Origin of the sequence: Dyadobacter flavalbus (assembly GCF_006149045.1) — a bacterium.
Lineage (GTDB): Bacteria > Bacteroidota > Bacteroidia > Cytophagales > Spirosomataceae > Dyadobacter > Dyadobacter flavalbus.
The window spans coordinates 114,778-133,934 of the sequence record NZ_VBSN01000038.1; the positions used below are offsets into that span (position 1 = coordinate 114,778).

General features: G+C 44.7%; 16 protein-coding genes. 1 reads left to right on the forward strand and 15 read right to left on the reverse strand.

The genetic code is table 11. The features are described 5' to 3' along the window. Positions 1–111 precede the first annotated feature (111 nt). The 10 genes from FEM33_RS12260 to FEM33_RS12305 form a co-directional block, all read right to left on the reverse strand. Entirely contained in the window at positions 112–1,008 is an 897-nt protein-coding gene (locus FEM33_RS12260; protein WP_139012311.1) for a response regulator, read from the reverse strand. A 342-nt stretch (positions 1,009–1,350) separates the two neighbouring features. Then, complete coding sequence (locus FEM33_RS12265) at positions 1,351–1,614, reverse strand: hypothetical protein (RefSeq protein ID WP_139012312.1); 264 nt, start codon at positions 1,612–1,614, stop codon at positions 1,351–1,353. 123 nt (positions 1,615–1,737) lie between these two features. Beyond that, positions 1,738–2,718: a TIGR03885 family FMN-dependent LLM class oxidoreductase gene (locus FEM33_RS12270; RefSeq protein ID WP_139012313.1), complete on the reverse strand. Its 981-nt coding sequence runs from the start codon at positions 2,716–2,718 to the stop codon at positions 1,738–1,740. A gap of 126 nt (positions 2,719–2,844) precedes the next feature. After that, a complete protein-coding gene (locus FEM33_RS12275) occupies positions 2,845–4,032 on the reverse strand; it encodes a DUF748 domain-containing protein (RefSeq protein ID WP_139012314.1) in 1,188 nt (395 codons plus the stop codon). A gap of 209 nt (positions 4,033–4,241) precedes the next feature. Further along, the gene (locus FEM33_RS12280) at positions 4,242–4,511 is read right to left on the reverse strand and encodes a YgaP family membrane protein (RefSeq protein WP_139012315.1); all 270 of its coding nucleotides are present in this window, start codon (positions 4,509–4,511) and stop codon (positions 4,242–4,244) included. A gap of 528 nt (positions 4,512–5,039) precedes the next feature. Next, positions 5,040–6,209, reverse strand: a complete 1,170-nt coding sequence (locus tag FEM33_RS12285; protein WP_139012316.1) for a zinc-dependent alcohol dehydrogenase — start codon at positions 6,207–6,209, stop codon at positions 5,040–5,042. Further along, a complete protein-coding gene (locus tag FEM33_RS12290; protein ID WP_139012317.1) occupies positions 6,190–7,002 on the reverse strand; it encodes an SRPBCC family protein in 813 nt (270 codons plus the stop codon). The genes FEM33_RS12285 and FEM33_RS12290 overlap by 20 nt, the downstream gene beginning before the upstream one ends. 401 nt (positions 7,003–7,403) lie before the next feature. Beyond that, positions 7,404–8,468 carry a response regulator gene (locus FEM33_RS12295; RefSeq protein ID WP_139012318.1) on the reverse strand — a complete coding sequence of 355 codons (1,065 nt, stop codon included), beginning with the start codon at positions 8,466–8,468 and terminating at the stop codon, positions 7,404–7,406. A gap of 69 nt (positions 8,469–8,537) precedes the next feature. Further along, a complete protein-coding gene (locus FEM33_RS12300; RefSeq protein WP_229214216.1) occupies positions 8,538–9,755 on the reverse strand; it encodes a PAS domain-containing sensor histidine kinase in 1,218 nt (405 codons plus the stop codon). A 539-nt stretch (positions 9,756–10,294) separates the two neighbouring features. Further along, positions 10,295–12,460: a Kelch repeat-containing protein gene (locus tag FEM33_RS12305; protein WP_139012320.1), complete on the reverse strand. Its 2,166-nt coding sequence runs from the start codon at positions 12,458–12,460 to the stop codon at positions 10,295–10,297. A 544-nt stretch (positions 12,461–13,004) separates the two neighbouring features. Between FEM33_RS12305 and FEM33_RS12310 the strand changes: the two genes are divergently transcribed. Beyond that, positions 13,005–14,627: a PAS domain-containing protein gene (locus FEM33_RS12310; protein ID WP_161597111.1), complete on the forward strand. Its 1,623-nt coding sequence runs from the start codon at positions 13,005–13,007 to the stop codon at positions 14,625–14,627. Here the strand turns inward: FEM33_RS12310 and FEM33_RS12315 are convergent. The 5 genes from FEM33_RS12315 to FEM33_RS12335 all read right to left on the reverse strand — a co-directional run bounded on the left by FEM33_RS12315 (position 14,624) and on the right by FEM33_RS12335 (position 19,039). After that, positions 14,624–15,220, reverse strand: coding sequence for a hypothetical protein (locus FEM33_RS12315; protein ID WP_229214217.1), 597 nt, complete (start codon positions 15,218–15,220; stop codon positions 14,624–14,626). The two genes, FEM33_RS12310 and FEM33_RS12315, sit on opposite strands and share 4 nt — an antisense overlap. Beyond that, positions 15,220–16,050, reverse strand: a complete 831-nt coding sequence (locus tag FEM33_RS12320) for a metallophosphoesterase family protein (protein ID WP_229214218.1) — start codon at positions 16,048–16,050, stop codon at positions 15,220–15,222. The genes FEM33_RS12315 and FEM33_RS12320 overlap by 1 nt, the downstream gene beginning before the upstream one ends. A 77-nt stretch (positions 16,051–16,127) precedes the next feature. Further along, positions 16,128–16,928: a LytR/AlgR family response regulator transcription factor gene (locus FEM33_RS12325; protein WP_139012322.1), complete on the reverse strand. Its 801-nt coding sequence runs from the start codon at positions 16,926–16,928 to the stop codon at positions 16,128–16,130. Next, positions 16,925–18,001: a sensor histidine kinase gene (locus FEM33_RS12330; RefSeq protein WP_139012323.1), complete on the reverse strand. Its 1,077-nt coding sequence runs from the start codon at positions 17,999–18,001 to the stop codon at positions 16,925–16,927. Before FEM33_RS12330 ends, FEM33_RS12325 begins: the two co-directional genes overlap by 4 nt. Then, complete coding sequence (locus FEM33_RS12335) at positions 18,002–19,039, reverse strand: sensor histidine kinase (RefSeq protein ID WP_139012324.1); 1,038 nt, start codon at positions 19,037–19,039, stop codon at positions 18,002–18,004. It abuts the gene before it with no gap. Between the last annotated feature and the right edge of the window lie 118 nt (positions 19,040–19,157).

Consider the following 19,157-nt stretch of genomic DNA (forward strand, 5'->3'; position numbering starts at 1 on the left):
ACCTTTGTGCACGTTGAACTGCACCTTCTGAACCGGGATAAAAGTTATTATTCTTACGGTCCATTACATATTATGAAAGCATCAATTTATACAAAAAGCGGAATCGATGCTTCAGGCCGAAGGCTTTTTAGGTAAGGAAATTACATTCCACCACGCATGAATCAAATGTTGAAAATAGCTGAGCCAATTGTCATAATCTACCGATTTTGTAAGATATGCACTTGCCTGATTTCTGTAACTTTCATCAATATCTTCCCTGTCATCCGAAAAGCTGAACACAACAATGGGAATGTTGTTTATATTATTGAAAAGCAGAAACTCCCGGATTGATTTCAGCAGCTGTAAACCGTCCTTGCGTTCAGGCATGTATAAATCCAGAATGATCAGTTGCGGAGGGACCTGCAGCGTTTTCCAGTGATCATTAAAGAATTCCATTGTGCTTTCCGAGCTGTCCATTTCATAAATCGTAACGTTATGCAGCGTATTTTTTATGGCATGGGACATAAGCACCGTCTGGTCCGGACTATCTTCAATAATCAGAATTGTTTTCTTTTCATTATCCTTGGGAATAACAGCATTTTTCGGAAATGGATTGTTATTCAGAAAACAGATGCTGACAGCTTCTGCAAGTTCAATGTATTCCTTTGCCGTAACCGGTTTGGTAATGTAAGCATTGATTCCAAGCTCATAGGCATTGTTGATCAGATCGGGGCTGGATGAGGTGGAAATCATCACAACCGGAATATGACTGCAGGAATCATTGGCTTTTATATGCGTCAGGATTTCAAGTCCGCTGACACGCGGCATATTCATATCCATCAGAATAAGTGACGATTGCTCGCAGATGGTTTTGTTGTTAATCAATTCCATCATATGCACCGCATCACTGATCTCGTAAATATCAATTTCTCCGATTACACTCTCGATTGCCTCCTTCATGAGCATACGATCATCATCGTCGTCATCAACAATGTAAATGGTTTTGATACTATTTTTTATTTCATTCATTTAACAAAAGTAATGGGCTATTCACGTTGTTTTTTCCTGTCTGACGGCGTGCGGAGACGTAGTGGAAAGAAATTGCAATGATAGTACAAATTAAGTTAATGCAGACCGTTTCCGGAAAGTTATGTATTTAATAAAATGAACCGGTTAAAGTACAAAATCAGGTTAAATTTATCAGCAGGTACTTTGCTATTTAAACTGCATTTAAATAAGTTGAACGCTCGGCTGTTTTGCAAAACAAAAACAGAAAGCGAAAATGATACTTTATTCCGCTTCCTGTTTTCAGTTATCAAACCGGTCATTTCCGGTATTACTTCCCGTTATTTACAGAAAGTGCCCTGAAGATCATGCTTTGAAATTTTCATCCTCTGCTTGTTCATCTTCTTTGTCTTCATAATCGTCGTTGCGGTTTCTTTCCACGCCTCTGATTCCTCTTCCGCCTTTTATCGATTGTCTGGCTTCCAGTTCTTCTTCCGCGCCCGGCTTGGAATAATCTATGCCGTAGTCATCTACCGAATCATCGTTGAAATTATCCACTGCATTTCTGCCCTGTGCGGTCGGCGTGGTTTCTTCCTCATTTTGCTGTGTTTTATTATCGTCGTTCTGCATGATATTTCTGTTTAAATCTGGTAAGACAATACAAATATTATACCTGTTATTTTCTGTATTTACAGCGGGACTTTCCGGCTGTTTTCATGCTTTTGTCAACTTGTCCAAATAGTTGCCCGCGTTTCAGAACGTACTTTTGGACAAAAATTCGGGTAACACTTTTTCACCGAACACGTCAATAAACTGCTGCTGCTCGGTATTTACGTTGTGCAGATACAATTCCGTAACTCCGGCTTCAATGTCCCGGGCAAGCCATTCCAGATGCTGATCGGTACTGTCCGAAATGCGGACAGAACTTTTTAGATCTTCGGGCCTCACAACTGATCCGGCCGCATCAAAACCCTTTGCGCCCCGGATGTCAGAAAGCAATGCCGAAGAAAAAATATTATTTTTCCACTGATGATGCGCACCTTCCAGTGCTTTGGCGTAAGTTGTATCGTAAGATAGCTGGACTTTCAGATAAACCGGTTTTCCGGCACCGCCATTTTCCCGGAAAGCGTGCACCATTTTTTTCAATTCTTCGGGTTCTCTGGAAGTGGTGATCATGCCATCCGCCCAGGTTCCCACCCATGCTGCCGTTTCTACCGTGAGCGCCGGTCCGATAATCTGCGGAATGTAATCGGGGCGCGTGTATAGCTTGGCCTCAACTACTTTCACCAGGCCGTCATGTGTAACGGTTTCTCCGCGCCATAAGGCCCGCATGATATCCACGCATTCTTTCAGACGCTGATTTCTCTTTTCCTTGTAAGGCCAGAGTTCGCCTGTAATGTGTTCATTGAGAAACTGTCCGCTGCCCGCTGCAATCCAGAAACGGTTCGGAAACATTTCGCAAAGTGTTGCAACGGCCTGCGCAATAATAGCAGGATGATAACGCTGGCCGGGCGCGTTCACAATCCCGAAGTTCAACGACGTGGCATGCATGGCTGCACCAAGCCAGCTCCATGCAAAGCCGCTTTCGCCCTGGGTTTCGCTCCAGGGAAAAAAATGATCTGAACTCAGTGAGTTGGTAAATCCGGCCTGTTGTGCCTGAACAACAAGTTTCAACAGTTCACTTGGCTTAAACTGTTCGTGCGATGCATGATAACCGATGGCAATTTTGCTCATATAGAATGTGGTGTGATTACGCAACTTTTATCGGGTTGCACTTTTATAATTTACAACTACGCAACCGCTTGGTTAAAACTGTGCCATTGCAACATGGGCAACAATTTGTGGAGTACACTCTGGAGTCTATTTTTTATCCTTTTTGTTTTTCTTTTCCTTTCTGTCTTTCTTTTTATCTTTTTTGTCAGAAGTAAATATTTTCTGGAAGAATGTCTTTTTTTCTTCCTGCTGCGCTTTTACAGAACCGATATTGATTTCATTGTCGATAGAAGGCTGAATGGCATGGATAAATGCATTCTGCAGGATGTTGCTCAATGCAAACCATATGTTGGTGTTCAGGTCGTCTATCCGGCCTTTAAACGGAATTTTCGTTGCCACCTGATCTTTCTTCTGATTTTCAAATATTTCGCCTACACCGCCGGCCACAGCTTCCCACAGTTTCCTGAAAATGTTGTCTTTTCGGTCTTCTTTTCCAAGGATATCAAGATGGGTGATCAAGGGTTTGACGTAACCTGCAAACTGATTGTCTTTGGCTGCTGCTTCGGTATACAAACCAAACCGGCCGTCGTTTACATCAATTTTGGCATATGCCTGGAAAAAGTCATTAAGCTTCACCAGGTTGGTATTTTTCAGTTCCGCACTCATGTCAAAAGTCGGGCTTACTGCAAGCGGGTTCAGTTTTGCCTGCATGGTCAGTTTGCCTTCATAAATGGATGCCGAGGCATTGACAGAAGCGGGCAGCAATGCAGTGGAATCATAACTGTTGCGCAGGTTCTGCGCAAGAAGATCCAGGTTTGTCATGGCGATATCCACGTGCGGTCTGGTTGTATTGTCGTTATACTGCACAATGCCGTCTTCAATCTGAAAACGGTTGATATTAAGCGGCATAAAGCCGTCCAGTACTTTCATGAAATCGGCCGAGTCCTTTACGACCTGTTTCGGTTCCACACGGTCTTTGGTGAAGATCAGCTTCGGTTTGGTCAACACCACATTTCCCACAATATTTCCTTTGAGCAATGCTTTCCATTCCACGGATAAATCAATGGCCGAAGAGGCGAAAAATGGTGTTTGTTTGCTGGTGACGGTATCTGTTTTGTTCAGATAAATGCTGTCGATTTTATAGGCACCCCGGATAATGGCAAGGTCTACATCCTGAATATGACCATAATATCCTTTCATATTGGCCAGGCTTTTATTGGCAAAATGCAGTACAATGAAAGGAAGCAGTATCCGTATGATGATGAGGAGCGTAACAAAACCAAGTATAAACCATAGCGTTTTTCGTTTTCTGGATGTTGGTTTTTCGTTGATCATGCAGGAAGGATATAAGGTTCGTCGGAAGAATGAATCAGGATTTTTGCATACTATCGGCTTTACCCGGAAAGGTCGGAAAGTGGCCGAAGGACATGTTCAGGTTGAAACAGACCTTCGGCCTTGCCGGATTGAAACGGCAGATTTTTTCAGTACAGAAGGCATTTGGTTTTGCCCGGCAAAAACGACGCCAAACTGAATGATACGGCAGGTTAGGCAAGTGCTTCTGTAACCAGGCTGTTACGTCCGATTGCTTTGTTCAGCGGGCAAAAACCGGTTGTACCTCTTGTAATCAGTAATCCGCCGATGAAAGACATTCCTTTTCCCAGCATGGTTTCTTTTTTCGAAAGACCTGCAACGGTCAGGATTATACCGGCAGCGAGGGAGATAATGCGTTCGGAATTGCCAACGTTTTGAGCTTCATGAAGCGTATCTGCTGCTTCGTGCGCTTTGTCTTTTACCTTATCAATTGTTGATTCCATAATAAGTATTGGTCTGTAAATGGAAGAATTATTTTAAAATCTGCCGTTCAAGAATCATACCAGATTCCGAATCTCTGTCTCTGCGTTATCCAAAATGGCACAAGCTGGAAAATTGTTGAAAAAAATTGCCAATACTTGGATTGCAATGATAATAAAGTATGTTCCTCGCCGTTTACTAAAGTGTTTGTTGCATTACGCTGCTGTATGATCATTTCCTGTTCATAGATTAACAAAGATTTTTGACCTAAGCTGAATCAATTCTCCGGCGGTTACCGAACCGTCCATCCTGAAAACTGAATGTGAGAAGATACCGGGCTAATGAATTTCATTTTTCGGATGTTGCGGTTTTCATACGAACCCGCGGACAAATGGCGCCTTAAAAGCGCCATTTTTTTGTTGCATTTCATTAAAAGGAAAATGTATAATGAAAGATGCGAAATCTTGCGTATATAGGGCAACGTACAAGCAAAAAGCTCCGGCCTGTGCACTGCACTGCCGGAGCTATTTGCTTATCGGTGAAAACCCGGATTATGGTGCGAATACAACGCGCATGCAGTTGTCTGTTTTCTGGGTAAACATGTCATATCCTTCCTGACCTTGTTCCAGCCCCATTTTATGCGTAACCAGAAACGACGGATCAACCTGACCGCTTTGTACGTATTCGAGCAGCTGCGGGATGTATTTTTGTCCGTGCATCTGACCCATTTTAAAAGTCAGGCCCTTGTTCATGGCAGCGCCCATCGGAATTTTGTCAACAAAGCCGCTGTAAACACCCACGATTGAAACATTTCCGCCTTTACGGCAGGCCATGATCGCATCTCTTAAAACCAGTGGACGGTCATTTTCCAGTTTGGCCCATTGCTTTACTTTGTCATAGGCATACCCAAAGCCCGAACCGGACGCCTCCATTCCCACGGCATCTATACAACAATCCGGTCCGCGGCCTCCAGTCAGATCCTTCAATGCTTCCAGCACATCGGCTTCTTCAAAATTGATGGTTTCTGCACGGCCTTTTTCACGGGCCATACGCAGGCGATAAGGTTCTTTATCAATGGCAATGACTCTTTCGGCGCCCATTAACCACGCACTCTGGATAGCCATTTGCCCGACGCCGCCACAGCCCCAGATGGCCACTACACTGCCCGGTTTGATATCCGCCATGTCTGCCGCCATGTATCCTGTTGGGAAAGCATCAGAGCAGAAAATAACGGAATCATCATGCAGTCCTTCCGGTACTTTGAACGCACCGATATCCGCAAAGGGAATTCGGATGTATTGTGCATGACTTCCCGAGTAGCCGCCGAAAGCATGCGTATATCCGAAAATACCGGCCATGGTGTCGCCATACATTTTTTCAGGCATGAAGGCATTCGGATTGGTATTGTCGCACAATGAAAAGGAATCGTGCTGGCAGTAATGGCATTCCCCGCAGGCAATCACCGATGAAACCACTACGCGGTCGCCTTTTACAAACTTCCTGACTTCACTTCCCGTTTCCACAACTTCACCCATGAATTCGTGGCCGAGTACGTCACCGGATTTCACGGTCGGGATAAACCCGTTGATGATATGAAGATCGGAGCCGCAAACGGATGAAAGCGTGACACGGATTATCATATCTTTCGGGCTGATAATAGCCGGGTCGGGAATGTTTTCTACTCGGAGGTCTCTGACGTTGTTATAACAAAGGGCTTTCATATTTTTTTTCTATTTTGTCCATGGAATTGTCTTCTGCTGTCGGTGTTTTGCCGGATGGCCTGGATTCACTGACCGGAATTTCACCGGTTTCGATCAGCCTTTTGAACCGGCGCAGGTCTTCTTTCACCATTTGCTTGAATGCAGGATTGAATACTTTTGCAAGTGTTCCGCCGATTGCTCCGGCAGGCGGCAGGTATTTGATGATCACATAAATCTCAGTCCCTTGCCCCGCGGGTGCATCTTTAAACAGGATTTCGCCTGAGTTGTCGACACTTGCATTCGGAACGGACCGCCAGATTATTTTTTCATTTTCCACTTCTTCTATAATTTCCGCTTCCCACTCTATCTTGCCGATACCGCCCGGAACCGGCGCAATCCAGTGTGATCTTTTGGAGTCGATCTGCGTCACTTCTGAAAGATGCTGCATGAATTTCGGCAGGTTTTCCAGTTTTCTCCAGAACTGGTATACTTCTGTTCTCGGCTTGTTGATCGTCAGGCTTTTTGTAATTTCAGTGGATTCCGGCTTTGCGGCCTGCGAGGTATCCCTTTTGACCATATTGTTGACCGGGCAATATCCCGAAGCGCCTCTTTCTACCAATGCAGCTCCCGCGGCAGCCACGAGTAACCGTGGAATGGAAAACTTGCGAAGGCCGAAGCTCATCAGGGCAAGGCCGGCAACTGCGGAAATAATGCGTTCCGATGTTCCGACGTTCATATAGGCTGACCCGCTGCCAATCGGATCGGGAAGTGCTTCGGCAATATATTCTGCCGACGTAACTTTGGTTTGTGTCATTTTCTTGTCTGTTTAATTGTTAAAGTGTAACCCTTACAAATTAATCCGAATACTGTCCGGCCACATTTTGAAATACTGCTTGCGGTGCGTAGACCTAATTCCCCAATTCAAAGAATTGTTCCGGATTTCAGCATTCCGGTGTGTATGCAGGCCTGCGGTGCATGTATAAGGACAAAATTTTCCGCTACAAATCAGTTGTTGGTACTGTTTGCATATGGGATAAAAACTATTCCTTAAGCATGTGTGAAAAGTAAAATGGAGGTAATCCGTGATGTCTGCCGGAAATAAAAATCCCGCTTTGCCAACCGTTGCGGTTGTAAAAGCGGGATGGTAATCAGGAGTGAACCGGAAATATGGTTGATACTGTTTTCCGAAATTGCAGATCCGGAAAACGGATCTATTCAATTGCGCATTTTGACCAGTTTATCATAATTCAGAATGGTGATCAGGCTTCCTTTGATGTCGATCAAACGTTCGTCCTTGAAATCAGAAAGGGTGCGGATCACTGTTTCCGTTGCCGTGCCGACGAGTGAGGCAATGTCTTCTCGGGTGATGGACATGGAAAATGGCTTCGACTGATCGTCCTGATAATGTTTAACGAGCATAATCAATGCCTGGGAAACCCTTTTACGCACCGAATTGTAGGCGAGCTGCAGTAACCTTTCTTCCCGTTCCTTGATTTCATTGGAAAGCATTTTGATAAATTTGGAAGAAACCTCCCGGTTTCCCTGCAAAAGGTTAAAGAAGTCTTCTTTCGGGATAATGGCTACTTCCGATTGTTCCAGCGAAATAGCCGTGTCACGGTACGGTTCACCCTGCAGCAGATCAAGATAACCGAAAAAATCACCTTCCCCGTAAAGGTCCGTGATGTATTCCTTTCCATTATCGTTTGATTTATAGGCTTTTACCTTGCCCTTCCGCAGAAAGTATACATTCGATGGCGAGCTGCCTTCGGTATAAATGGTATCCTTTTTACGGAGCAGTTTAACTTTCTTGTCTTCAGTCAGTTTGGAAATCAGGTCAAAGGAACGTGCTTCTTCTATAAACTGGTCAAAACCTTCGGGCGAGCGGTCGAACTGCTTTTTCAGTCTTTCACTCTTTTTCAGGCGCATTTCCACCACATTCAGAAGCTCGATATCATCATAAGGCTTTGTCAGATAATCGTCTGCGCCCATGGTCATGCCTTTGCGGTAATCCTGTTTTTCGGCCTTTGCGGTCAGAAATACGAACGGAATGGTGGAAGTGCGTTCATCTTTTCCAAGCATGTGCAGGACGCCGTAACCGTCCAGTTCGGGCATCATGATGTCACAAATGATCAGATCGGGTTTGTTTTGCGTGGCAAGCTGCAGTCCTTCTTTCCCGTTTTTTGCCGTAACCACGTTGTAATTGGCAAGTTCCAGGATTTCGGCCGTATTTTCCCGCATTTCGGGATTATCTTCAATCAGTAAAATTTTTCTATTTTCCACAAAAGGTTGTTTATCCTTGAAAAAACAGTTTCCATAAAATAAAATCTAAACAATGGCGCAGTTCCCGGATCAGGGTGAATGATTGGGTAACTGAAGCTGGAAAGTGGTGCCCGTGCCTACGTTGCTTGTAAACTTTACCGTGCCGCCCATCAACGTTACATAACTCTGTACGATATTGAGGCCGAGGCCCGTTCCCTGTGCATTGCCGGCATTGGCAGCCCGGAAGAAACGTTCGAATATATGCACCTGATCATTTTTGGGAATACCGATTCCCTGATCTTCAATTTCAACCTGGATACTTTTTTCTAAGGAAATAACCTTCAGAAAGATCCGTTTGCCGGCATCGCTGTATTTGATGGCATTGGACAGCAGGTTGAAAAGTATATTGCGCATCATTTGTTTATCCAGCCAGACCTCTTCATTTCCCCTGTAATCAAATATGATCTGCTGATCTTCCTTGCACAGTCCCTTCATTTCTTCCATCAGGCTCTGACAGAATTCTTTCAGGTCCATACGCGCCGGAATATTCTGAACTCGTCCTTCTTCCAGTTTGCCGATGGAAAGAAAATCATTCAGGATCTGTGTCAGGTTGGTCACCGTAGACTTGATGCGCTGGACGTGCTTATGCCTTTTTTCCTCATCTTCCGTCCGCGTGTATTTACCGATAATCGAAGCGGATGACAAAATGGTGGCCAGCGGCGTGCGGAATTCATGCGAAGCAATGGTCACAAACTGGCTTTTCATATTATTGAGCTCCCGTTCTTTCTGCAGCGCACGGATGACTTCTTCCTGCGATTTTTCCACGTTGATGATCGCAGCAGCCAGTTCCTTCGTACGTTGTTCAACCCTTGCTTCCAGCTCGGCATTCAGCTTCTGGATTTCCGAATGTGCTTCGATAATGCGGTTCTGCTGGATTTTCCTTTCGGTAATATCTACTACAAAGCTGACGACAAATTCGCCGTCCGTTGTCTTGAAAGGGCTGAGGCTTACTTCAACCGGAAATTCAGTTCCGTTTTTTCTTCTTGCAAAAAGATCCCTCAAATGGCCCATTCCGCGCGCCCGGGGCAAATGCAGATATTTGTCTCTGTAACCAATATGATTTTCGTTGAATCGTTCCGGAATAAGCCATTCAATTTTCTTGTTGAGCAGCTCTTCGTTGGAATAACCGAACATTTCACTTGCTTTTGGATTCAGTTTAACAATATTTCCCGTTTTGTCAATCACAACAATACCTTCTGTCGCATGCTTGAACAATGCGTCTAGCATTTCTATGTGACGTGTTATCATTAGGGCATATTTTAGTTTTTTCTTATCAAACATACCAAGTTACAGTACAAAGGTTAACTGCGCAAGCGTTTCCATATTAAATAGTTTGATTCCAGTTAATACATTGTTGTAATTTTCAGCTTTATAAAAGTAGAATATTGTATTATTATGAGTAGAATACATTCTATAATTTGGATTCGTATTCGTGTAATTTGTTTATAATCTTTGAACATTCGTTCTTTTGCCTCTTCTGCGGAAGTACGTAGTATTATTACAAAATGTATTTTTCCAAATTCACCCGTTCCGAACGACTTTATAAATTATGCCGTGAAAATCAAAATTAAACAAACGGATTTTGCGGGAACATGACGAAAATCATGTTTGCGGATAATAACCTTCCTGAAAAGACGCAGTTTTCCTGTTTTCTGCCGTATACGCTTTGCAGACAGAACCTTTACTATTAAAACACAGGCAAAACCGTCTTCACCGGCGCGGAAATGCCGTTCAGAACTCTTGCAAAAAACCGGGCAGGGCAGGGCAGAGCAGAAGCAAACCGCTTTTTAGCGCGTTATGATCCGGGCAATTTCCGTTTCTCCGTTGGTAAGATGCATAACGATAAAGTGAAGTCCCGGTTGCAAGGCAAGCCCGGATAGTTGTATTTTACAACCTTCCTCTGAAAACTGGATGTTTGTTCTTACGATATTCCGTACGCTGCCATCCGGTTCCATAATCTGGATTCCGGAAATTTGCTTGCGTATATCAGCCAATTCAATTTGTATGTGATCTGTAACGGGGTTCGGATAAAGCAGGGGTTTCATGCCGGCCTGTTTTTCTGCCGGAGTTTTTTCATAGCCCGTTTCACGCAGAAACCATTTTACAGCTGCTGTCCTCAGGCTGGAAGCCGCATCTTTTGCTTTAACGATGATAATGTAATTGGATGCACTTCCTGTTGCCGGACTCCGCAGGTTTCCGCCGATTGTTACCGATCCGGCCGGATAATCTTTGCTGTAAAGCAGTAATGTGTTGATGCCGGGTTCGTTGGTGCCAAGCTTTTCGGTGATGGGTTGCCAGCCCTGCAGCCATTCGGGCAGTGTGGTTGCACGCGGATCATAGGCTGCATAAACCGTCGCATCTTGCATCAGGCTGAAGGTGAGCACGGACGAGCTGTTGTTTTTCTTGTCATTATTCGGCGTTTTGATGAATGGTGCATCCAGCAGAAACTCGGGTACGGAAGTGATCACGTATGTACGGTCACTGTAATACAAGCTGTTGACATGCAGCTGCGACTGCTCGTAAATGCCGGAAGAATTTGTATGGATATCGGTTATCAGCGAATTGGAAGCCCCGGAAGTTACCTGCAAATTAACGCAGAATGATGCCGTGGAGCCGGTGGAAAGTCCCGTGGCTTTAATGGTACCGGTGTAGCTGCCGGCTGCAAGTCCAAGCGTACTGATGCTGACTTCCACATTCGTGCCGTTCAGGTTTACATTGCCGGATGCATTTTTCATTATTTTTAGCCAGCCGGCATTTGAAGTAACAAGGTATGGAGCCGTGTCCTCGATGCAGTAGAGCAAATTACTGAATACAGAAGAGGTTCCTGCAGCCAGCGTTCGGGACGTACACGGAACGGAAAAAGCAAGTGTCCTTGCATTGCTCCGCTTTACCTGGAATGAATAGGTTTCCTTGCGTTCATTGGCGTAATTGTCCAGAGCACCGTTGGTTATGATAAAAGAACTTCCCGCAACTTTGGATGACAATCCCAGAAAACTGCCGGGCAATTTGTATGTTGACAAATTGGTCCAGCTGCCCGAGCCGTTATTCGACTGAGGGGAAAACTGGTAAGTAGTGTTCTGCGTATGATTGCTTGCACCTTGTCCGGCAACCAGAAAAATTTTACCGTCCATGGCAAAAGTGGAAGCTTCGGCATGCGAGCGCTGAACCGGAATATCCGTAAGCCTTCTCCAGGTATTTGTCACAGGATCGTAAACAGGGCAGTATTTCTGATCAACTGCCAGACAATCATGCTTGAACTGGCCGCCGAGTGCATATATTTTACCGCCAAGAACAACATAGCTGAGGTGATTTCTGGGAATGGGCATGGGTGCAGACTTGTTTTCCCAAGTTGTGTTTAGGGGATCTGAAAGATATTTGTCCACGTCCAGCGTAAGATGCAGTTTCGACTGGTCTTCGCAGATCGTTGGCCCGAAACCGCCGAATACGTGAATGGTCCGCCCGACAAGACCGTATCCGCCGCCCCCGATCGGAAATTTTTCACCCGTTGCAGGATCAATCAGATCCGGACCGTTCGACCAGGTGTCTGTTGTAATATTGTAAATGATCACCTGACTGCTAACCGGTCCGTGCCCGTCTACAGACCTTCCACCGATGTGCCATACGTTATCATCAACCAGCACGACACCCTGATGCGTAATTTCCTTTCCGGCCGGAAATGGCGCCAGCGCTTTCCATTTGTTGGTTGCAATATCATAAACTTCATTTTTGCTTTCAATAACCGGGTTGTCGCCAAATCCGCCAAATACATAAAATTTGTTCTGGTAAATTACATTGTTGCCTTCAGCGCGTTTGTTAAGCTCGTCAGCCTTCCTGATCCATTGTGCATTTACTGTTGAGGCACTGAAAAAAAGAAGTAAAATAGCTTTATAGACAAGCCTTTGAAAACAAGCGGGAAGGTGCCAGAAAAACCGGGGATTGTAAAGGTGTTCCATAAATTCAATTCAGATATAAGATGTTGATTATAAGTTGATATTGTGGCGAAATCTATACAGAAAGCTGTCTAAATACAAGCTGATAAGTATTTGTTTCAGCACTATACGTATATTCTTAAACATGAATCGGTTTTATAATCCGGTTTTGCTATATAACCGGGATAAGGAAAATGCCGCGGCGGTTTATTTGTTTACAAGACAGCCGTTAAATAAGTGTTTTGCATATGCATGCTTCCCGGTTATAACCCGGCATGGTTATATAGACAAAAGAAATATCCCTGACCTCGGGCCGGGAAAAAAGGAAGAAACACACTTGTTCAGAAAGTGGCTTTGCCGAAACCGGAAAACCATTCGGATTGAAAAATTACTTGCTGCAAACCGGGTATAAAATTCCGAATGATTGCCTTACTATTAGCAAACAGCAAGAGCTGATATCATTCATAAAAAATCCGGAATTGTAACAACCCTTAAACCTTAATCCTGGATTCTGTGTACTCTCAGGATTAATGACAAATCAGGTTCATGTGCTTAGATGGTTGTGGTTATGGCAGATACGAATTACATCAATCAGATATTTAAAGCTTTGCCGACGCCCAGTCTGGTATTGCGAACGGATGCGCCGAAATTTACCATCATCGAAGTGAATGACGCGTACCTCAACATTGTAAAATGCACCCGGGAATCGATCCTGGGAAAAGGATTTTTTGAAGCTTTTGCCAACTATTTATATTATGAAACGCCCGGCGAAAACCTGCTTAAAAAACTGGTGGAAGACCATAAGCCGAATCAGACGCCGGTATGCAAGTACGAGTTTCACAATAACGGCACCGGCAATTATGAAGCAAGGCTGCTGATATCGTCCAATATGCCGGTTTTTAACGAATACGATGAAGTTGAATATATAATCCGTTCACTCACAGACGTTACAAGCATCAAGGTTCCTGCGCCGGAACATACGCCCGATCTCAATTTTCTCCGGAACATTCTTCTGGATTCCGTAGAGGCCAAAAGGTTTGAGAATCTGGAACGGCTGGAAAGAAACATTCTGCAGCTGAGTTCACGCAAATACAATCCGCTTTCAGATGTTTTAAAGGAATACCTTTTAGGCATTGAACAGATTTTCCCGCAGATGAAATGTTCGGTCATGCGCATCAAGGACAACATTCTCCAGAATCTTTCTTCGCCTTCCCTGCATCCGGATTACATCCGTGCGATCAACAATTTGCCGATCCGAAATGATACGGCAAGCTGCGGAAGTGCTGCCTATTACAAGAAAAGGATTGTTGTGAGTGATATTGCAACCGATCCGTTATGGGCAGATTACAAGGAAACTGCGTTAAAATTCGGTCTTCTGGCGTGCTGGTCCAGCCCGATTATTGATTCGGATGATAACGTGATCGGAACGTTTGCGGTTTATTATGACCGTATCAAAACGCCGGATGAAGATGAAATCAAGGGAATTGAACGTGCCATAACCATTCTGAATGTCATTCTGGAGAACAGGCAGAGTTCGGAAATTATTCTTGCCAGTAAGACCAAGCTGAAAAGCCTCGTAAAAGCGCTGACCAAGAGCAATGAAAAGTATGAGCTCATCAGCCGCGCCACAAATGATGCCATTTACGACTGGGATATAACTTCCAACCATATTGAATGGGGGCAGGGCTATTATAAAATGTTCGGTTTTGAAATGAACGACGGAAAGTTTCCGCTTGAATACTGGTCCATGCATATCCATCCCGCAGACCGGAGAAAAATTAAGGAAGGACTGGAAAATACCCTGGATGACAAATGCCAGAGCAACTGGATCGGGGATTACAGGTTCAGAAAAGCCAACGGCAGCTATGCCTGCATACAGGCAAACGGATATATCCTGAGAAAGCCGAATGGCAATGCTTACCGCATGATCGGGATTTTGCGCGATGTCACGGAAAGGCTGTCTTATATTGAAGCCATTGAAGAGAAAAACAAGAAATTTCAGGAAATTGCCTGGATGCAGTCGCATGTGATTCGGGCGCCGCTGGCCCGGCTGATCGCGCTTGTGGATCTGATCAGGAATTATGAAAATACCGAAACGGAAAGGAATGAGCTGATGGATTATTTACTGGAATCTGCTTACTCGCTGGACGATATTATCCGCAACATTTCAGACAAAACCGTGTCAGGCTAAAGTTCAAATTTTAATCCGAATGCAAGATTTACAATTTTCCATGGTTTGAGGTATTTCGGATTCTGTACATAACTGATCAAAAGTAAATCATACGTTCCGAGTTCGTAATATAGTTCAGCCTTTCTTTTCTTGTGGTTGAATTGAATGTCACGTCCGGCTTTTCCTCCAATGTAGGCTCCCGGACGGAAAGAGGTTGCCCACCAGTAATAACCTTTCGGGTAATAAGAAGGCCATTTGGTGTCAAATTGCGGCCCGAACGTATAGCTGAGATAAAATCCGATGGAAAACGGAACGATGTTCAGCGTGTTTTGCAATGGAATGCGCCATGGTGAATAAGTAGTTTTTGCCGTGATGGTCACCAGCGCGTCGCCACCGTATTTCTGGGGAAGGAACCCGAAAAGCAGATCCGTTTCCAGTGTTTTGTTGCGGGAAATATATCCGGGCCCGGCTGACAGAAATCCGATGTTTCCGGCAAACTGTAATTTTACATGGTCCGGTGCGTACCATTTTTTCAGCCCGGGCTGGTCATCCTGTGCAAAAGCAGTTGTAAAAAACAGTAACAAGGTTGCGGTAAGCAGGTTCTTTTTCATCATCAGTATTCGATTTGTTCCGCTTTGTATCCGCCTTTCCACGTTGTCATGACGATATATCCCCGTTTGCCCATAGCAGTTGACAATATATACTGCACGCCATCCTTATAGTATTCTTCGTTCCGAAACGAATGCTGATGCCCGTATAAAGAAAATTTTACATTCGGGTCATCGGCCAGCATTTGGGAATAAGGAACTTCCAGATCGCGGTCGAAATCGCCGTCAAACGGCGGCACATGTGCGATGACTATGGCGTTTTTATTTTCCGGATTGTTCCGCAGTTCTGCCCGCAGCCAGTTCAGGTCGGGAATGGTGCCGTCAAAGGCATACTCGCGGGAATTGGTATTGATAAAGATAAACTTGTTGTTGCCGTGCTCGAACGAGTAGTTGAGTGCGCCGTACATTTTGCGATAGGAGGCCGATCCGTTTGCAACGATATCGTGATTGCCGATTACTGTTAAATAAGGGTATTTCAGCCCGGACATGATCTCGTTTACCCATTTGAATTCCTGTGACAGGCCAAAATCGGAAATGTCGCCGGCGTGAAGTACAAATGAAATATCTTTCTGGCTGTTGGCGCTTTTTACAAACAGTTCCGCCTCATCGTACCAGCGCTGCGTGTCGCCCATCAGAATAAAACGGACGGTATCTTCCGGAGGAACTGAACGAATGCGTTCGATATTTTTGACAGTCAGGTTTTTTTCATTGTCACGAAAAATAACCTGATTGGGATTATACTGGAATATGCCGTTGCAGGATAACGAAACCAGTCCCGAAATCAGAACGGCATATACGGAGAAGTTCTTCAGAACGTTGGTAAAGGGAGCATTCAAGGCGATTATCGGTTTACTCAGCAATAAGAAGTAAACTCCTAAATCCGTGCTATAATTCCAGTCCGGGCCTTTTTAGCCTATTTACCCATCCACAGCTTGAACTCATTGGACTTTTCCCGGCTGATCACCGTTTCCTTGTCGTAAGCCGGGTTCAGCACAAGGGCTAGCCTGTTATTGTAGTACGGTTGAATCTGAACGACAGACTGATGCGTAATGATGATACTCCGGTTTATCCGAAAAAAATGTTCCGGGTCAAGGAAAGATTCCAGGTCGTCCATACGGTAATCCACCACGAATTTTTGTCCCTGAAAATTCTTGAAAAAACTGATTCCGTCTTCTATATAAAAATAGGCAATGTCACCAACTTCAATCGAAACCATGCGCTGGCCCTGCTTGACAAGAAAACGTTTTCTGTACTCTGTCGCGGGCTGATGCTGGAGCTGGATATTTTTCAGAATACTTTCCAGATTGGAGGTTAACGATTCTGTGTTCTTGCTGCGCTGCTGGCCGGTAAGGTCATAATATTTCCGGAGGCTTCGCTGAAGATCTTCTTTTTGGACCGGTTTCAAAAGATAATCGATGCTGTTGACCTTGAAAGCCTGCAGTGCATATTCATCATAGGAAGTCGTGAAGATGATCGTACTCCGGAGATCTACTCTGTTAAATATTTCAAAGCTTTGTCCGTCGGCAAGTTCGATGTCCAGAAATATAAGGTCGGGCTCGCTTTCTCCTTTTGCACGGTTGTCCAGAATCCATTCTACAGTTGCCTCGATACTCGGGGTATTTCCTTTGATTTCAAATTCAGGCGCAGTTTCTTCGAGCAGTTTGGTCAGCTTTCGTACCGCCAGTTTTTCATCTTCCACAATCAGGATATTCATTGGATTTCGGATTTGTCGTTCAGTAAGGGTAAAAGGATCGTAAAATAATCAGCACTCGCTTCAATCACAGGCTGGCGGTCAGAAAGGAGTTGATATTTGGCCTGAATATTGGCCAGGCCGAGTTTGGTGGATTTTACCGGGGTTGACTTTTCCAGCAGGTTGTTCCGTACTTCCAGCAGGTTATTCCCGACAGACCGGATTTCGATCAGCAGAGGATTTTTTTCAAGAATGGTATTGTGCTTTACGGCGTTTTCTACCAGCAACTGCAGCGTAAGCGGCGGAATGAGCATGGAAAGCTGGGATTCACCGACATCAACAACCATTTCCAGCCCTTCGTCATATCTGGTCCTGAGCAGGTGATAATACGACTGTATAAATTTGATTTCCGCTGCAAGCGTTGTCAGTTCATGCTGGTTGGTTTGTAAAAGATAGCGGTAAACTTTTGCCATTTCATCCACAAACTGTTCCGCACGCTGCGGTTCGTCCATAATCAGTGCGGAAAGCGTATTCAGGCTGTTGAAAAGAAAATGCGGATTAACCTGGCTTTTCAGGCTTTGCAGTTGTCCCTGCAGACCTGCTTTTTTGATCGCTTCTTTGTTCATTTTGATCTCTTTCCATTTTCCCAGCGAATAGTTTACCTCGTATAGCCCGGTAAGCAGCAGCACGGCCACAAATTCAAAGGAATATACATAAACCATTTTATCCATCGTAAGCTGCGCATTCAGCGGCTTGAACCGGATGATCGCAAACGCATAAACGGTAATGTACGTTCCGGTAAGCAGTAAAAAAGCCAGCGCAGTGTACAATGCCCTTTTGAAAGTGGAATTCAGCGCCGGATACCTTCCTGCAATATATTGCGCCGCCCAGTCGTGCGGGATAAAGGCCAGGATCGTCAGCAGCAGGATCAGCAGTGTGCCGTACACAAAGTTGCCGATGCTGGCAAAGTAAGGATCTCCGATCAGCAGATAGGTAATGGTGGGTACAAACCACGGAACAAGCAGCGCAAACATCCAGCGGCCAAAAAGGCTGAGCCAGATCAGTCGGCCGATGGAATGAAATTCAATAGAAGGCATTTACGTATAGATCAATGGCAAAACGACCGCAAAACCAGTTTCATCTTCTTTTATCTGAATGGTGCCCGCCTGATTAAACAATATTTTATAGCGCGTTACAAGCGTAGCCAGCCCGGACGTGTTGAACGGCATCCTTACTTTTCGTTTCTGCAGATTGTTTTTAACTTCCAGTTGTCCTGTGGCTGTCGTTCGAATGACAATGTGCAGCGGCTGGCCGGGTGATACAATGTTGTGCCGGACGGCATTATCCACAAGCGTCTGCAAAGTCAGCGGGCCCATTTGCCCGGTAAGGTAAATATCCGCAACGTCGATTTTTACATCTATTCCGTCTTCATATCTTGTCTTGAGCAGATAAATATAGGACTGAATAAAGCGGATCTCACTATCGAGTGTCACAAGATTGGTTTCAAGTTCAGCGGCATTTACATTCAGCAGGTACCGGTAAACTTTCGACATTTCATCTACAAATTTCTCGGCCGTTGAAGGTGCCTCGGAAATAAGTATGGACAGCGAATTCAGGCAATTGAACAAAAAATGCGGGTTAACCTGCTGTTTTACAACTTCCAGCTCTGTCTGGATCTGCTTTTGTTCCATTTGCTGCAGTTCGAGCTGATTGGTTTTCCACTGCCTGAAAGTATAGGCAAGTTCGGACAAACCCGCACCCGCAAGCGCAGCACCCAGAATGACAAAGACGCTCCATAATACATGATCCCTTTTCATGGAGAAACCAAACAGGCCGAACTGATCGTAAATGGTGAGTACAATGTAAAGAATGGAAATCGTTATGCCCGAATAAAGGATAAACCAAAGCAGTACGCGGTAAACAGATTGTCCGATATCCGGATAGAGCCTTGCAATAAAGCCGGCTACAACGTGGTTGAAATGATAAGTTGTCAGACAAATAATCAGGTTAAAAGTGCTACCGGCCAATGAAATCCGCCAGTCTGAAAAATAGTTTTGTCCCCAGGTAAGATAACCTGTTAACGGAACCAGCCAGAGAAATACAAAAAATAGTATAAAAAACCGGGTGTTCATCATAAAATTCAACCAGCATCTGTAAATATAGCAAAGCGTTGGTGCAGCTTTAAATGACAGGTTGTCCAAATGTTAATATTTACTTCTCAAATGTAAAATTTGTTGGGTTAAATGGTTTAAT

Excerpts from the sequence above, each read along its gene's own strand:
- FEM33_RS12260 (WP_139012311.1), bottom strand. The coding sequence starts at position 1,008 with ATGAATGAAATAAAAAATAGTATCAAAACCATTTACATTGTTGATGAC.
- FEM33_RS12265 (WP_139012312.1), bottom strand. The coding sequence starts at position 1,614 with ATGCAGAACGACGATAATAAAACACAGCAAAATGAGGAAGAAACCACG.
- FEM33_RS12270 (WP_139012313.1), bottom strand. The coding sequence starts at position 2,718 with ATGAGCAAAATTGCCATCGGTTATCATGCATCGCACGAACAGTTTAAG.
- FEM33_RS12275 (WP_139012314.1), bottom strand. The coding sequence starts at position 4,032 with ATGATCAACGAAAAACCAACATCCAGAAAACGAAAAACGCTATGGTTT.
- FEM33_RS12280 (WP_139012315.1), bottom strand. The coding sequence starts at position 4,511 with ATGGAATCAACAATTGATAAGGTAAAAGACAAAGCGCACGAAGCAGCA.
- FEM33_RS12285 (WP_139012316.1), bottom strand. The coding sequence starts at position 6,209 with ATGAAAGCCCTTTGTTATAACAACGTCAGAGACCTCCGAGTAGAAAAC.
- FEM33_RS12290 (WP_139012317.1), bottom strand. The coding sequence starts at position 7,002 with ATGACACAAACCAAAGTTACGTCGGCAGAATATATTGCCGAAGCACTT.
- FEM33_RS12300 (WP_229214216.1), bottom strand. The coding sequence starts at position 9,755 with ATGATAACACGTCACATAGAAATGCTAGACGCATTGTTCAAGCATGCG.
- FEM33_RS12305 (WP_139012320.1), bottom strand. The coding sequence starts at position 12,460 with ATGGAACACCTTTACAATCCCCGGTTTTTCTGGCACCTTCCCGCTTGT.
- FEM33_RS12310 (WP_161597111.1), top strand. The coding sequence starts at position 13,005 with ATGGCAGATACGAATTACATCAATCAGATATTTAAAGCTTTGCCGACG.
- FEM33_RS12315 (WP_229214217.1), bottom strand. The coding sequence starts at position 15,220 with ATGATGAAAAAGAACCTGCTTACCGCAACCTTGTTACTGTTTTTTACA.
- FEM33_RS12325 (WP_139012322.1), bottom strand. The coding sequence starts at position 16,928 with ATGAATATCCTGATTGTGGAAGATGAAAAACTGGCGGTACGAAAGCTG.
- FEM33_RS12330 (WP_139012323.1), bottom strand. The coding sequence starts at position 18,001 with ATGCCTTCTATTGAATTTCATTCCATCGGCCGACTGATCTGGCTCAGC.
- FEM33_RS12335 (WP_139012324.1), bottom strand. The coding sequence starts at position 19,039 with ATGATGAACACCCGGTTTTTTATACTATTTTTTGTATTTCTCTGGCTG.